This is a genomic window from Frankia sp. CeCAU1 (assembly GCF_977971845.1).
In genome coordinates this window covers 1-14,790 of sequence record NZ_CDWWXA010000119.1, presented here as the reverse complement: position 1 = coordinate 14,790, position 14,790 = coordinate 1, and the positions used below count along the sequence as shown (strand labels likewise).

15 protein-coding genes and 1 tRNA gene are annotated in these 14,790 nt (G+C 71.7%); 10 read left to right on the top strand and 6 right to left on the bottom strand.

Annotated elements, in window-relative coordinates:
- Window positions 1-9: 9 nt before the first annotated feature.
- Window positions 10-2,259, top strand: coding sequence for a phosphoribosylformylglycinamidine synthase subunit PurL (purL, locus tag AC08OO_RS18170; RefSeq protein ID WP_476610913.1), 2,250 nt, complete (start codon window positions 10-12; stop codon window positions 2,257-2,259).
- A gap of 50 nt (window positions 2,260-2,309) precedes the next feature.
- Here purL and AC08OO_RS18165 read toward each other — a convergent pair whose 3' ends face one another.
- On the bottom strand, window positions 2,310-3,299 hold the full coding sequence (locus AC08OO_RS18165; protein ID WP_023840643.1) for a DUF3027 domain-containing protein: 990 nt from the start codon (window positions 3,297-3,299) through the stop codon (window positions 2,310-2,312).
- Window positions 3,300-3,307: 8 nt separating this feature from the next.
- Between AC08OO_RS18165 and AC08OO_RS18160 the strand changes: the two genes are divergently transcribed.
- From AC08OO_RS18160 to AC08OO_RS18140, 5 genes are all read left to right on the top strand, one after another.
- Window positions 3,308-4,891: an MFS transporter gene (locus AC08OO_RS18160; protein WP_476610911.1), complete on the top strand. Its 1,584-nt coding sequence runs from the start codon at window positions 3,308-3,310 to the stop codon at window positions 4,889-4,891.
- A 105-nt stretch (window positions 4,892-4,996) separates the two neighbouring features.
- A complete protein-coding gene (locus AC08OO_RS18155) occupies window positions 4,997-5,446 on the top strand; it encodes a hypothetical protein (RefSeq protein WP_011438774.1) in 450 nt (149 codons plus the stop codon).
- A gap of 276 nt (window positions 5,447-5,722) precedes the next feature.
- Entirely contained in the window at window positions 5,723-6,736 is a 1,014-nt protein-coding gene (gene mqnB, locus AC08OO_RS18150) for a futalosine hydrolase (protein WP_476610910.1), read from the top strand.
- 1 nt (window position 6,737) lies between these two features.
- Window positions 6,738-7,583: a 1,4-dihydroxy-6-naphthoate synthase gene (locus AC08OO_RS18145; protein WP_476610909.1), complete on the top strand. Its 846-nt coding sequence runs from the start codon at window positions 6,738-6,740 to the stop codon at window positions 7,581-7,583.
- A 42-nt stretch (window positions 7,584-7,625) separates the two neighbouring features.
- A complete protein-coding gene (locus AC08OO_RS18140) occupies window positions 7,626-7,976 on the top strand; it encodes a rhodanese-like domain-containing protein (protein ID WP_011438777.1) in 351 nt (116 codons plus the stop codon).
- 86 nt (window positions 7,977-8,062) lie between these two features.
- On the opposite strand, the gene AC08OO_RS18135 is transcribed toward AC08OO_RS18140, so the two are convergent.
- Window positions 8,063-8,839, bottom strand: a complete 777-nt coding sequence (locus tag AC08OO_RS18135; protein ID WP_476610908.1) for an HNH endonuclease family protein — start codon at window positions 8,837-8,839, stop codon at window positions 8,063-8,065.
- 116 nt (window positions 8,840-8,955) lie between these two features.
- Window positions 8,956-10,734, bottom strand: coding sequence for a protein kinase domain-containing protein (locus tag AC08OO_RS18130; protein ID WP_476610912.1), 1,779 nt, complete (start codon window positions 10,732-10,734; stop codon window positions 8,956-8,958).
- A 355-nt stretch (window positions 10,735-11,089) separates the two neighbouring features.
- Between AC08OO_RS18130 and AC08OO_RS18125 the strand changes: the two genes are divergently transcribed.
- Window positions 11,090-11,257, top strand: a complete 168-nt coding sequence (locus AC08OO_RS18125) for a hypothetical protein (RefSeq protein WP_476607884.1) — start codon at window positions 11,090-11,092, stop codon at window positions 11,255-11,257.
- Between the two features lie 172 nt (window positions 11,258-11,429).
- On the opposite strand, the gene AC08OO_RS18120 is transcribed toward AC08OO_RS18125, so the two are convergent.
- A complete protein-coding gene (locus tag AC08OO_RS18120; RefSeq protein ID WP_011438780.1) occupies window positions 11,430-11,825 on the bottom strand; it encodes a cold-shock protein in 396 nt (131 codons plus the stop codon).
- Between the two features lie 181 nt (window positions 11,826-12,006).
- Here AC08OO_RS18120 and AC08OO_RS18115 point away from each other — a divergent pair, with 181 nt between their 5' ends.
- Window positions 12,007-12,444, top strand: coding sequence for a hypothetical protein (locus AC08OO_RS18115; RefSeq protein ID WP_476618808.1), 438 nt, complete (start codon window positions 12,007-12,009; stop codon window positions 12,442-12,444).
- A gap of 57 nt (window positions 12,445-12,501) precedes the next feature.
- Here the strand turns inward: AC08OO_RS18115 and AC08OO_RS18110 are convergent, their stop codons facing one another.
- Complete coding sequence (locus tag AC08OO_RS18110; protein ID WP_476610906.1) at window positions 12,502-13,143, bottom strand: HAD family hydrolase; 642 nt, start codon at window positions 13,141-13,143, stop codon at window positions 12,502-12,504.
- A 133-nt stretch (window positions 13,144-13,276) separates the two neighbouring features.
- Between AC08OO_RS18110 and purS the strand changes: the two genes are divergently transcribed.
- On the top strand, window positions 13,277-13,576 hold the full coding sequence (gene purS, locus AC08OO_RS18105) for a phosphoribosylformylglycinamidine synthase subunit PurS (protein ID WP_476610905.1): 300 nt from the start codon (window positions 13,277-13,279) through the stop codon (window positions 13,574-13,576).
- Between the two features lie 130 nt (window positions 13,577-13,706).
- Here the strand turns inward: purS and AC08OO_RS18100 are convergent.
- Window positions 13,707-13,789 (bottom strand) — tRNA-Leu (locus AC08OO_RS18100).
- Between the two features lie 159 nt (window positions 13,790-13,948).
- Here AC08OO_RS18100 and AC08OO_RS18095 point away from each other — a divergent pair.
- Window positions 13,949-14,790 (top strand): FhaA domain-containing protein (locus tag AC08OO_RS18095; protein WP_476618807.1); only part of this gene is annotated, 842 nt, incomplete at its 3' end.

The window sequence follows — 14,790 nt, the reverse complement described above, 5'->3', positions numbered from 1 at the left end:
GCCACCTCCGTGAGTCCCCCCGCCGAGCAGCCCTACCAGGAGCTGGGGCTCACCGACGACGAGTACGCCCGGATCATCGCGACCCTCGGTCGCCGGCCCAGCGACGCCGAACTCGCGATGTACTCGGTGATGTGGAGCGAGCACTGCTCCTACAAGTCCTCCAAGGTGCATCTGCGGCAGTTCCGGGACACCCCGTCGACGGACCGGCTGCTGGTGGGCATGGGGGAGAACGCGGGCGTCGTCGACGTCGGCGAGGGGCTGGCGGTCACCTTCAAGATCGAGTCGCACAACCACCCCAGCTTCGTCGAGCCGTACCAGGGGGCCGCGACGGGTGTGGGCGGCATCGTCCGTGACATCCTGACCATGGGGGCCCGCCCGATCGGCGTGCTCGACCCGCTGCGCTTCGGCGAGGCCGACACGGCGGACACCGCCCGGGTCCTGCCCGGGGTCGTCGCCGGCATCGGTGGCTACGGCAACTGCCTCGGCCTGCCCACCATCGGCGGCGAGGTCGTCTTCGACCCGACCTACGCGGGTAACCCGCTGGTCAACGCCCTGTGCGTCGGGGTCATGCCGGTCGATCGGGTGCAGACGTCGGCGGCGACCGGGGTCGGCAACGCCGTCGTCCTGCTCGGCGCCAGGACCGGCCGGGACGGCATCGGCGGCGTCTCGATACTGGCGTCGGCAACCTTCGACGAGGGCGGCGGCCCGGCCCGGCGACCCTCGGTGCAGGTCGGCGACCCGTTCACCGAGAAGATCTTGATCGAGACCTGCCTGGAGCTGTTCGACCGCAAGCTCGTCACCGGCATCCAGGATCTCGGCGGCGCCGGGCTGACCTGCGCGCTGACCGAGACCACCGCCGCGGGCATCGCCACCGGCCAGCCCGGCGGCATGGAGGTCGACCTCGACCTCGTGCCCCTGCGCGAGGCGTCAATGGCGGCGCACGAGGTCCTCGCGAGCGAGTCCCAGGAGCGCATGCTGGCGATCGTCACGCCCGAGGCGCTGCCCGAGGTTCTCGCCCTCGCCGAACGCTGGGGTGTGCTCGCGACCAGGATCGGCACCGTCACCAACAGCGGTCGGCTGACCGTACGCTGGCACGGCGAGGTCGTCGTCGACGTTCCGCCCGGATCACTCGCCGACGATGGCCCGGTCTACGAGCGCCCCCTGCGCCGCCCGGTCGACTTCGACCTGGTCCGGGCGGACGCACCCACGCCCGCCCGGCTCGCCCGGCCACGGACCGGGCCGGAGCTGCGGGAGACCCTGCTGCGGCTGGTCGCCTCCCCGAACCTGTGCTCGCGGGCCTGGGTGACCGACCAGTACGACCGGTACGTGCAGGCGGGCACCGTGCTCGCCCAGCCGGAAGATGCGGGCGTGCTTCGGCTGTCGGCGGCCACCGGCCTGGGGATCGCGCTCGCCACCGACGGCAACGGACGGTACGCACGGCTCGACCCGTTCGCCGGCACCCAGCTCGCCCTGGCGGAGGCGTGCCGCAACGTGGCCGCCGCCGGATCGGTGCCGATCGCGGTGACGAACTGCCTGAACTTCGGCTCCCCAGAGGACCCCGAGGTGATGTGGCAGTTCGCCCAGGCGTGCGCGGGCCTCGCCGAGGGCTGCCGGCGGCTCGGCCTCCCGGTGACGGGCGGCAACGTCTCGTTCTACAACCAGACCGGCTCGACGCCGATCCATCCGACCCCGGTGATCGGGGTGCTCGGCCTGTTCGACGACGTCACGCGCCGGACGCCCATCGGCTTCGCCGAGGAGGGGGACGTCCTGATCCTGCTCGGCGAGACCGCCGACGAATTCGGCGGCTCGGAGTGGGCGTGGGTGACGCATCGCCATCTCGGCGGCGAGCCGCCGGCCGTCGACTTCGCCCGGGAGAAGCTACTCGGCGAGATCCTCGTCGCCGGTTCCCGCGACGGCATGCTCACCGCCGCGCACGACCTCTCCGACGGTGGGCTCGCCCAGGCGCTCGTCGAGTCGTGCCTGCGCGGCGGGCACGGCGCCCGGATCATCCTGCCGGCCGGATCGGACCCGTTCGTCGAGCTGTTCAGCGAGTCGGCCGGCCGCGCCGTCGTCGCGGTGCCCCGCGCGGAGGAACTGCGCTTCACCGACATGTGCGAGGTGCGGGGCCTGCCGTGGCGGCGTGTCGGTGTCGTCGACGGGGACACCCTCGACGTACAGGACGCCTTCACCGTCGGCCTCGACGAGCTGCGCGCGGCGCACGAGGGAACGCTGCCGGCGCTGTTCGGCCGGCTCACCTAGACACGAGTACGTCCGGATGAATCCGAGTAAGTCCCGGCGGGCGAGGCCGGTCAGGAGTGGCCGTAGGGCTCCGGTCCCGGGCCGTCCGCGGTCTCGCCCGCCCCGTTGTCGTCCACCGAACCCGGCGGATGGGCGGCCACACCCACCAGCTCGACGTCGATCGGCTCCAGGTCGGAGGGGTCCTCGTCGAACAGGACGGGTTCGGGATGCGCCGAAGGAGCCACCAGCGCCTCCGAGTGCGCCCCACAGCCGTGGTCGATCGACGTGACCCGGCCGTCGTCCGGTGCGAGCTCGTTGGCGCAGACGCCGAACATCCGGCCGAGCGCACCCGCGAGCCGCACGTGGAATCCGCAGGTCAGGCAGGATGCGGGCGCCACCTTCGCGATGGATGCGTCCGGGCCGGCGGGACCCGCGTACCAGCGCTCGACCGCCTCCTCCCGCCCGGTCACGGACAGCACCCGGGCCCGCCCCAGACCGAGCTCAAGGAAGACGTCGGTGTCGACGAACTCCTCGGCGTCCTCTGTGCGCAGCGCGAGCCGAGGATCGTCGATGGCGGTCGGCAGCAGGTCCCCGATCCCGACGTCGCCCGGCCGCAGCCGCTCCGACCAGGGGACCCACGGGGGCGCCAGCATGGCCCCGTCCCCGGGCATCAACACGACGTCGTCGACCGTCGCCTTGCGCACCCGCGCGGCCCGGGTAACGATCACTGTCCAGACCCAGCCGGGATAGGCCCGCGCCAGGCAGGCGAACCGGTGCAGGACGAGGCGGTCCCCCTCGCTCTCGACGCCGAGATGCGCACCGACCTCCGCCGCGGACCCCGCCTCCTCGACGGCCGCCTGCCGGGCCAGGTCGACGGCGGCCGCACAGGTCGGATCGGCCACGGGCTCCCGCCCGGACCGGACCGTCCTACGAACATCGGGAGCATCCACGGGAAGTATTCTCACCCACGAACCCATCCACCGCCCGACGTGGTCGTAGTGGCGCAGGTCCAGGACGGCGCCGCGCCGGTCCAGGACGGCGCCGGTCCAGGACGAGGACACTGGGCAGGGTGAACCTGGGCAGCACAGTGGTGAACAGCCTGCGCCGGCTGCGGGCGAGTGTGCGCGGCAATGACGCCGACCGGTCGGGGCTGTCGTCGCTGACGGAGCTGTCGTTCGTCAACGCCGCCGGGGACGCGCTGGTGACCGTCGCGTTGGCGGGTTCGCTGTTCTTCGCCGTCCCGTCGGGCGAGGCCCGGTCGAAGGTCGCCCTCTACCTACTGGTCACCATGGTGCCGTTCGCCCTGCTGGCGCCGGTCATCGGTCCACTGCTGGACCGGGTGGCCTACGGTCGGCGGACGGCGCTCGCCGCCATCTGCCTGGGCCGCGGGCTGCTGGCGTGGCAGCTCGCGGGGGCACTCGACGGGCTGGCCGTCTACCCCCTCGCGCTCGGCCTGCTCGTGCTCTCCCGCGGGTTCGGCGTCGCGCGCAGCGCCGTCATTCCCCGGGTGGCCCCGGCGGAACTCACGCTCGTCACGATCAACTCACGGATTTCGCTGGTAAACATCGTCGCCGGGGCGGTCGCGGCACCCGTCGGGCTGGGCATCGCCACCATCCCTTTCGTCGGCTATCCCTGGGTGTTGCGAATCTGTGCCCTCGTCTACATGGCCGGGGTCCTACTGGCGTTCAACCTGCCCGGGCACGTCGACTCCGCCGCCGGTGAGCAGCCACTGCGCGGGCCGCTTCCCCCGAGCGTGGCCCGGCGCGGTGTCGGGGCGCGGATCCGGGCGTTCCTCGGCACGCTGCCGGTGGCGCTGCGCGCCGCCCTGGTGCTACGCAGTCTGGTCGGCTTCCTGACGTTCTATCTGGCGTTCCTCCTGCGCACCAACGGCGGGAACAACCTGTGGCTGGGCGGGCTCGCGGTCTGCGCGGGCGCCGGCAGCGGCCTGGGAGTCTTCATCGGCGGCCGGCTCGGCCGGCGCCGTCCCGAGGGCATCCTCATGCTCGCGCTGGTGTTGGCGGCAGGGGGATGCCTCGGTGCGGCAATCACCTACACCAAGTTCACCTCGCTGGTCGCCGCGCTGCTGGCGTCCATGGCGGGATCGATGGGGAAGCTGGCGCTGGACGCGATCATCCAGCGGGACATCCCGGAGACCACCCGCAACTCCGCGTTCGCCCGTTCTGAGACCGGTCTGCAGCTGGCCTGGGTCGCCGGCGGGGGCCTCGGACTGATCGAGATGCCCGGGACGGTCGGCTTCGCGGTGGCCGCGGCGGCGATGGGGATCACGTTGTTCGTGGAGGCCGGCGCGCTGCGCCAGTCCCGGCTGGCCGCCCGCGCCCAGTTCCGCGCGGACACCCGCAACCGCCCACCCGCCCACAACGATCCGGACACAACGAAACCGCTCGGTCACCCAGGGGTTCCCTCGCAGGCACCCATGCCCCCGCCGGTACCGATGCCCACACCGACACCCATGCCCACGCAGGCACCCATGCCCCCGTCGGCCCACGCGACCGCGTCAACGCCGCTGCCACCGGCCGACCCGTGGCGGCAGGCCCCACTCCCCATTCCGGCGACGCTCCAGGATCCGACCGGTCCGACCCGGCCTGACCGTCGACGAACGGCCCGCGGCCTCCGATGGCGGCGCCGGAACTGATCCGGCACACCAGCGACGTGACCCGGGCCACCGTGCCCACCGGCCAGCAGCTGAAGGCCCTGACGGCGAGCGACGCCACCGCACGGGCGGCGATACCCTCCGACCGTGCGCACGCCCCACCTCCTCCGCCGTCTCCCGTTCCGGCGGCTCGCCGCAGCTCTCGCCGCCGCGGTCGTCGTCGGCCTCGGCCTGAGCGGCTGCGAGCGACCGACTCCCCTGGTGACCATGGAGTCCGGGGGACACTTCGTGCGGACGAACGCCGCGCAGTACGAGCGGGACGGGACAGTGATCCAGAAATCGGTATCACCGCCGCACATCACGGTCAGGCCCGGAAGCGCCATCAACATCGACGTGCCGACGTCGGTCGCCGACCGCGGCTACTTCCTCGTCCTGGGCAGGGAGCGGGTGACCGACAAGATCAGCGAGACGCACTACCGGTACGTTCCCGCCAAGAACACGCCTGCCCTGCTCGTGGTGTTCGCGCTTCCCGAGGCGGGCAGCTCCAGCGACCAGGCGTCGGGAAGCTGGCCGTTCCTGGTCACCTTCAAGCCCTGACCCACCGCTGGCAACTCCACCGCCGGACCGGAACCAACGACCCGCGCACACCAGCCCCCGAACGGGGATACACCGTGCGCGCAGCGTGCCACACCTCCCCACCGGGACCACGCAGCGTCGTCCGCGATGCTAAGGTCCGGCAACAAGTCCGATTTGCACCCCATCGAAAATCCCGCGCTGTTACCCAACCGTCCGGTGCGGTGGTGTTCGGGTAAATCGACCGACAGCATGCGACAACAGACGAGGACGTCCCCAGATCATGATCCGGACCTGATCGTGAGCCGTACCCTGATCGTGACCGCGGTGACCGCCGAAGCGGACGCGGTGTGTGCCGGCCTGATGGGCAGCTGGTCGAGCGGTCGGACCAGAACCCCCGTCGGACCGGGCAGCCTGGTGTCCCCCGAATGGGACCGCCAGCTTCTCACCACCTCCACCCTGGGCCCCTACGTGGGCCGGCGACGCGGACCGGTGACGGTGCTCGCGGCGGGCACCGGCGGCCCGGCCGCGGCGGCGGGCACCGCGGTGGCATTGTCGGTGGCGAGCGCGGCGGGGCAGCCGTTCAGCCTGGTGGTGGCGATGGGGATCGGCGGTGGGTTCCGCGGCTGGGCGGAGATCGGGGACATCGTCCTCGCCGATCGCATCGTCGCCGCCGACCTCGGCGCGGAGTCCGGCCTTGACGAGGAACCGCCCGCTCCGCCGATCGGCCGCATCAGCGAGATGGACCGCAATCTCGGGTTCCACAGCAACGGCGCGCCGGCACCCCGCGGCGGCCTCGCCCACTCGTCGAACCCCGCGGGGTCGTTCCTGAGCCTGGAGGATCTCGGGCTCGGTTCGTCCACGGTGGTCCCGGATCCGGACCTCGTCCACCGCCTGGGCACGGTGCTCGACGTCACCGGTCGGCGGATCGTCACGGGTAGCGTGATCAGCGTGTCGACGGTGACGGGCACCGAGCGTCGGGCCACGGCGCTGACCGAGCGGCTGGACCCGGTGGCGGAGTCGATGGAGGGGTACGCCGTCGGGGTGGCCGCCCGGGCCTTCGGCGTCCCGGTGGTGGAGATCCGTACCATCAGCAACACGGTCGGGCGCCGGGACCGGTCCGGCTGGAACCTGCCGGTCGCGCTGGCCAGCCTCCGCACGGCCGCCGCGGCACTCGTCACCCACCCGGACGGTCTGGTGACGGCCGCACCGGTGGCCACCGCGAACGACGTCTCCACCACGATCCCGGCCGGGCACCCGGGTGCCCGCGGCCACCACGAGAACAGCGGCCACCACGGGACAGGAGAGCACTGAGATGGGTGCTGGCCGGGCGACCACCTCGAACCTTCCAGGTCCGCTCTCGCTCGCCATCTCGCCCTGCCCCAACGACACGTTCGCCTTCCACGCCCTCGCGCACGGACTCGTCCCGGGAGCACCCGAGGTGTCGGTGACCTTCGCCGACATCGACGTCCTCAACGCCCGGGCCGCCGACGGGCGGGATGACCTCGTCAAGGTGTCCTATGCCGCCCTGCCGTGGCTGCTCACCGGGTACCAGCTGCTGACGGCGGGCGGGGCCCTGGGCCGCGGCTGCGGCCCACTCGTCCTCACCGCCGGGCGGTCGGACCTGCGCGGTGCCCGGGTCGCCATCCCCGGCACCCGCACCACGGCCTACCTGCTGTTCCGGCTGTGGGCGGCCGACGAGGGCGTGACGAACGTCGACGTGCTTCCCTTCGAGAAGATCATGCCCGCCGTCCGCGATGGCGCGTATGACGCGGGGCTCGTCATCCACGAGTCCCGCTTCACCTACCCGTCCTACGGACTGACGGCGCTCGTCGACCTCGGCGACTGGTGGGAGGGCCAGACCTCGCTGCCCGTTCCGCTCGGCGCGATCCTCGCCCGCCGGGGGCTGGACGGTCCGGTGCTGTCCGCCGCGGTGCGGGCGAGCGTCGCCGCGGCCTTCGCCGATCCCGCCACCAGCGCCGACTACGTCCTCGCCCATGCCCAGGAGATGACGCCCGACGTCGTCGACGCCCACATCCAGCTGTACGTCAACGAGTTCAGCCTCGACCTCGGCGACGAAGGGTTCGCCGCCGTCGAGGCCCTGCTCTCCCGCGCCGCCGACGCCGACCTCGTCCCCGTGCTTCCGCGGCCGCTGCGCTGAACCGCAAGCCCCCTCGGAGGGTCCTGATGGCAGGATGGAGACGTGAGTACCGATCAGATACCGGCTGTCGGCGTCGCGGAGCTACCGGTCGAGCTTTCCGCGGACGGTGCCCCACTGATGGTGGACGTGCGGGAGCCCGACGAGTGGTCCGCCGGTCACATCGCCGGCGCGCTGCACATCCCGATGAGTGAACTGGTCGCCCGGCTCGACGAGGTTCCCCGGGAACGCGAGGTCGTCGTGGTGTGCCGCTCGGGCGGTAGGTCCGCCGCCGTCACCAACTACCTCAGGCAGGGCGGCTGGCAGGTCCGCAACCTGACTGACGGGATGCTCTCCTGGCAGGCGCACGGCCGCCCGATGGTGAGCGAGAGCGGCGCCGCGCCCACCGTCCGCTGAGAACCGCCGGCCGACCCCGCCGGGCCCGGGCCGACCCCGCCGGCTGCTCCGCATTTCTCGGATGATTCAGCGCCGCGGGCTTCCGGTCAGCCGCTCGGGGTCAGCCCCAGTGCCGGCTGGTTCGGGCACTTCTGGAGAACGGCGCGCATCGCGTCCGCCTCCGCCTGGACGACCCACAGGCGGTAACGGGCCTTCAATCCCACCTGGCGCGCGACGTAGGGGCACTGCTCCCCCGGGCTCGGCGGCAACCATTCGGCGGCGTCGTGATCGCTCTTGCGCTGATTCGTGGGACCGTCGACGGCCAGCAGGTTCTCCGGATCGTTGGCGAACTGGAGCCGTTCCCGAGCGGTCCAGTTGAGCGCGCCGGTCCGCCACGCATCCGCCAGGGGGACGACGTGGTCGATCTGCACGCTGGCAGAGTTCCGTCCACGGTCGAAACGGATGATTCTGGTGGTGTACGGATCCCGGAGCTCGCCGGTCAGCACCGTGCAGCCGTCCGATCTGCGGATGGTGGTGCTGCGCAGATCTCGCCGCAGAATGTCGTTACGGGTGTCACACCCGTTGTCGTCGATGTCCGACCAGGCGGGCCCGAACTCGTCCCGGCGGTACCTGGGAGAGTTGTCCTCCGCTTTGATCGGAAGGGTGGCGAGCAGCTTCAGCGCCGAGCCGCTGGCGGTCGGGGCACCAACCCGGTTGGACGTTCCGGTCTGGTCGGAAAGGTCACTGCAACCGGTCAGGCCGCCGACGAGGACGAAAACGGCGAGGATGGCGAGGGCCGCGGCTCCGCCGGGTCGACCGGGCCGACCGGGCCGACCGGGCCGACCGGGTCCGTGACGATCTGGACCGACACCGCTTCTTCGCACCGGACTCCCCACCTCGACGGTTCGGAACCCGTGGGAAGTGCTCGCCCCGCTTCGGGTCCGTTCGGATCGAGGGTGACATTAACTGGAGATCGGCCCGCCGGGTTGGTCGGCCACCGTCAGGGGACGGGAACGCGGGCTCCTGCGCTCACCGGATTGTCGTGCAGCTCCAGCTCCTGGGCCGTGGCGTCCCGTGGGATGTCGAAGACCATGGTGCCCGCTCTGAGGTCACCCGGGTTGATCGAATCCCACAGATCCTCGTTACTCAGCTGGAAGCGGGCGAGGAAATCGGCGCTGTGCCGGCCGCCGCCGTCCCACAGAAACTGGGATGAGGTCACCAGCGTGCGGGTGGAGTCGCCGATGTTGCGCACGGTCACGTGGGCCAGGCAGAACTGGCCGTCCGTGTGCCGAGCGAGCAGTCCGTCACCGAGTTTGGTCTGCCCGCATCGGAAGGAATCCACGATGAACTCGAGCTGGCCATCCGTGACGGGGCGGTTCAGGCCGCTGGCCGGACCCGGTGCCGTGCTCGGACCGGTGGAGCGCGACGGGACGGTTGTGGCCGCCGACTGTTCCGCGGAACCATTTTGGCCGCTCTTTCCGGGCAGGCTGACCACGACCGCGATGGCGATCAGCGCGCCCAGGACGATGACGGTGATCCAGACGAGTCGCCTGCGATCGAGCCCGCGGGCCGGCGGCGGCTGGGCGAAGGACGGGTACGGCGCGCCGGGCTCGCCCGGTACCGGCCCGTGCCGATCGGGAGGCTGGCCGGACCACGGCCCCGGCGGTGCGCCGGGGACCTGCCCGCCCATCCGCTCGCCCAGCTGGGCGGGCCGCGGGCCGGGGCGTCCCCTCGGGCTGTGCGCGCCGGACTGCCCCGGTGGTGCCTGGCGTGGTTGTCCCGGTCCCTGGCCCACCCGGGCGGCGGGAGCGCCCGCGTTCCAGTGGACCTGACGCGCGGGAGCCGAGGTTGCCGGGCCGATCCGGGTCGGGGCGGCGCGGGGCACCTCGCCGGTTCTGCTCAGGAGCTCCTCGGCCTGACCCATCGCTTCGCCGATGGCACCGGTACCGCGGGAGGGTGGCTGCGCGATGAGCCGCAGCAGCAGGTCCCGGGCGCTCGGCCGGTCGTCGGGATGCTTGGCCAGGGCCGCGCTGACCAGGCCGACCAGCGGCTGCGGCAGACCGCGCAGGTCCGGGGCGGACCCGACGATGCGCATGCCGAGGTCGATGTCCGTACCGTCGCCGAACGGGTGGCGGCCGGTACCAGCGTAGGCAATGAGGATGCCCCAGGCGAAGACGTCCGCCTCCGGACCGATGGGCTGGCCGTGCACCTGCTCGGGCGCCATCCACCCGGCGGAGCCGAAGCCCCATGCCGTGGGCTTCGCCTTCGCGCCCTCAAGGGCCTGCGCGATCCCAAAATCGATCACGCGTGGCCCGGACAGTGAGAGCATCACGTTGCTGGGCTTGAGATCCCGATGGACGAGGCCGGCGCTGTGGATCGCGGTAAGCGCCGTCGCGACCCCCACGGCCAGTCCGGTCAGGGTCGACGAGGTCAGCGGGCCCTTGTCGACCTGCATGTCCAGCCGGACGCCGTCGATGAACTCGGTGACGAGGTATGGCGCGGGCGCATTCGGATCCGCGTCCAGGACTTCGGCGGTGCAGAAGGGAGCGACCTTGCGTGCCGCTTCGACCTCGGCCCGGAACCGGCGGCGGAACTCCTCGTCGGCGGCCAGGTCCGGTCTGATGACCTTGATGGCAACCCGCCGTCCGGCCCGGTTCCTCGCCAGGTAGACCGTGCCCATGCCGCCGACCCCCAGCCGGCTGAGCAGAACGTAGGGGCCGACCGACCGGGGCTCGTGTGGATTGAGCGGATCACCTGGTTCGGAGCGGCCGGGACCCATGCGCGCGGCGTTGTCGGCCACGGTCAGCACCGCACGGCTGTGATCACGACCGCTGTCCACTGCTTGTCACACGAATGCCTCTCGAATCCCGATCCGACGCCTCGTTCCGACCGCCGATCCGTGCCCTCCACCGATCAGCGGAGGTGGGACGGCCCTCGGCGATGCCACCGCGGCCGGCTGCGGGGCTGCTCATGGTTCGGTCTGGTCCACGTTCGCAGTCTGCCGCACTGCCAACGCTTCCAGTCGCACGCGGGCTCCCCGCCGACGGGACCGGTCGGCTCCCCGACAATGTGTTGCCGCCACGGCGCGCAGGCCGCAGCGGATGAGGCCGTAACCGAGGAGGCATCGTGAACCGATGCGTACCAGTGTGGCCAATCTGATGAAGGGCTCGATCTCGGCTCATGCCCGGATCCCGATTGATGTGGCTGGCTCGGTCGGTGTCGCTGTTCTGATGGGAACAGCGGATTCGACAGCGGATTCGATGGATGCGGATAGGGTGACCGTTGTGCTGGCGGAAACGTGACATCCGGTCCGTCCGAGCCCGGCCCACGCGGGGTCGACGGCCCCTGGCTGCTCTGCCCCTGGTGCGGTGGCCCGGTGCCACTGACCCACCTGGCGGCGTCCGACGAGGAACCGGGCGCCCAGGTCGCGGTGTGCACCGGGTGCGGCCGACGGGTCGGTTTCCTGCCGCCGGCCTAGACCTCCAACTCGTTGGCTACGGCGTGCACGACCTTGGCGACCCGCTGGGCGGTCCGCCGGTCGGGATACCGGCCGCGACGAAGGTCCCGCTGCACGTCGTCCAGCACCTTGATCATGTCTTCGACCATGCTGTGCAGCTCGTCCGGACTGCGCCGCGCGGCCTGGGCCGCAGCCTTGGCGACCGACGGCGGGGCGGTCAACAGCCGGACCGACAGTGCCTGGTCGCCACGCCGCCCGGCGGCGACGCCGAACTCGACCCGGTCGCCGGGTTTCAGCCGGTCGACCCCGGCGGGCAGGGCGGCCTTGTGCACGAAGACGTCGCCGCCGTCGTCCCGGCTGAGAAAGCCGAAGCCCTTGTCGACGTCGAACCACTTGACTTTGCCGGTGGGCACGGGCGACCTCGTTCTGTGTAACGACAGGACAACGCAACGGAAGATGAGTGATTCCCAGGCTATCCGTCGGCCGCACGTCGCGTGCGTCTTCGGTAGCGATCGGCTGTCGGGTGCGCCCATCTCCCTCCCGTGACAGTGGCCTGGCCCACCGTTCGGCACACATCCTCGTAGGCTGTCGCACGTGTCGGCGAAACCCTCGTCCCGGCAGGTCGGACCCGTGGCCGGCGGTGCGGTAAGCGAGGTCATGGCTCCGGTCGCGACCCCGCCGCCGGTGACCTGGGCGGATCGGCTGGTCCGGATCGGGGCCGTGCTCTTCGGAACCGGTCTGGTCGCCACGGCGGCGGCGGTGATCCCCTTCTTCCTGGGCACCGAGAATCTGCCGACCTGGCTGAACGCCGTCGCCGGCGGCGGACTGACCATCGGGTTCGCCGTGGCGCTGGTGGGGGTGCTCGCCGCCGCCCGATCCCGGATTCCCGAGGAGAGCGATCCCGATCTCTATGTGAACAACCCACATCCGCCCGACCACGGGGCCCGCAGGGATACCGATCATCCCGGGGACGCCGACCACCCCGGGGACGGCACCGGTTCGCGGACAGATCCCGTCACCCGCTCCCGGTAGTTCCTTGATCTCACGGCCGGGGGTGCGGACCCCCGCCGGGCCGACCGCGTCGCGGCGTCAGCCCGGCTGTCGTCGGCGCCGGGCCTCGTCGACCAGCCAGGGCGGGAAGTCGGCCAGCCGGGGGAGGACGACGTCGGCGCCGGCGGAGAGCAGATCGGCGGCCGAGCAGGGCCCGGTGGCGACCCCGACAGCGAGAGCACCGCCGTCGCGGGCGCCGACCATGTCGCCGACGTGGTCACCGACGAAGACGTCCACGCGGTGGGCGCGCAGGGCCTCGCCCTTCGTCTGCGCGAACCGGGCTCCCTCCACCACGTCGGCGGTGATGCCGATCCGGTCCAGACTCGCGCGGGCCAGTGCCGTGCTCTTCGCGGTGACGACCACTACCCGGCCGGCTAGCCGCCGCACCGCGGCCACCGCGGCCACCGCGGCCGGCATCGGCAGCGACGCCGGCACCGCGTGGACCGCGTAAAGCTCGCGGTAGCGGGCCGCCACGGCCGCGACCTCGGCCAGCGGGAACCAGTGGGCGAGCTCCGTCTCCAGCGGCGGGCCGAGCCGGGCGACGACCGTCTCGGCGTCCACCGCCACCCCGGTCTCGGCGGACAGGACGGCGAAGGTCGCCCGGATGCCGTGCCGGGCATCCAACAGGGTCAGATCGAGATCGAACCCGACGACCGGGACGGATGCCCGCCAGAACGACACCAGCCGAGCTTAAGGGCCGATGTTCCCGGGAAGCCCGCATTATCCAAGATCGCCTACCGAATCTGTACGATCTGTACGCCTCAGGCGGGCGAGATCCGGCTCATACGCCGCTCAACCGGTAGTGTCCGCGGGTGTGACCAGGGTTGTGGTGGATGTGATGCTCAAGCCGGAGATTCTCGACCCTCAGGGGCAGGCGGTGCTCGCCGCGCTGCCGCGCCTCGGCGTGAGTGGGATCGTCGGGGTCCGCCAGGGCAAGCGTTTCGAGCTGGAGCTGGAGGAGGGCACGGACCTCGACGGCGCGGTCCTGGCCCGGGTCGAGCACCTGGCCTCGACCCTGCTGGCCAATCCGGTGATCGAGGACTACGCGGTGCGCATCGAGGCGGTGCGCACCGAGGATGTCTCCACGCCGTCGGTGGGCAGCCCCGCCGGCTGAGCCTCTCCGCGCCCCAACCAACCAAGGCGGCACCGAAGACGCAACGCGGGGGCCCGGGGGGCGGCTCGCCCCCCCCGGCCAGCATGACGAAAGTCCCTGGCTGCGCAGCACGTGCAGCCGGGGACTTTCGTGGGCGAGGGGGGAGTTGAACCCCCACGTCCGCTAGGACACACGGACCTGAACCGTGCGCGTCTGCCATTCCGCCACTCGCCCGAGTGGGACTATCTCTTGACCAGACGACACGCTACCACGCCGGAGATGTCCTTCACGGAGGGGGGTCGGGCCCGTCGCGAACATGTCAAGCTGCCGAGCCGTGGGACGTCCGCGCTCGGGGGCATACGATCTCACAGACCGGGAGAAGGGAGGTCGAGCATGGGCGTGCTACAACGCTTCGAACGGCGCCTGGGCGGCCTCGTCGAGGGTGCGTTCGCGAAGGTGTTCAAGGGCGGAGTCGAGCCCGTCGAGATCGCCAGCGCGTTGGCCCGGGAAACCGACGATCGGCGGGCGGTCAGTTCGAACCGGGTGCTGGTGCCCAACGAGTTCGCCGTCGAGCTCGCCGGCGGCGACTTCGCCCGGCTCGCCCCCTACGACCGGGCGCTGTGCGACGAGCTCGCCGAGATGGTTCGCGAGCATGCGGCCGAGCAGCGTTACACCTTCGTCGGCCCGGTGTCCGTGCGGATGTCCGAGGCCACCGATCTCGATGTCGGCGTCTTCCGGATCCGCAGCAGCGTGGCCGCCGCGGATCCGGGAGCGGTGACTGAACGGCGCGCACGCCCTCCCCGACCGGGCGTTCCCGGCACCCCGCACCTCGTCATTACCACGAAGGCCCCGGGAGGGCCCACGGGCGGAGGGGAACGGGAGTATCCCTTGGACGCCGAGACGACCGTGATCGGCCGCAGCGTCGAGTGCGACATCCGCCTGAACGACACCGGTGTGTCTCGTCGCCACGGCGAGATACGCCGGCTTCCCGACGGGCAGTTCCTCTACGTCGACGCCGGGTCCACCAACGGCAGCCTGGTCAACGGTCGCGCGGCGACGCAGGTCAAGCTGGTCAACGGGGACAAGATCGAGCTCGGTACCGCGACGATCGTCTTCCGTCGCGAGGACGGACGGGGGAACGGTCCGGCGCGCGTGGGCGCCCGTGGGACACCTCCCCCGGCCCAGGCCGGGGGCCGGGAGACCATCCCGCCGGACCGCCGTCCCACGCCCCCGCC

Excerpts from the sequence above, each read along its gene's own strand:
- AC08OO_RS18145 (WP_476610909.1), top strand. The coding sequence starts at position 6,738 with ATGGGTGCTGGCCGGGCGACCACCTCGAACCTTCCAGGTCCGCTCTCG.
- AC08OO_RS18130 (WP_476610912.1), bottom strand. The coding sequence starts at position 10,734 with ATGGGTCCCGGCCGCTCCGAACCAGGTGATCCGCTCAATCCACACGAG.
- AC08OO_RS18125 (WP_476607884.1), top strand. The coding sequence starts at position 11,090 with ATGCGTACCAGTGTGGCCAATCTGATGAAGGGCTCGATCTCGGCTCAT.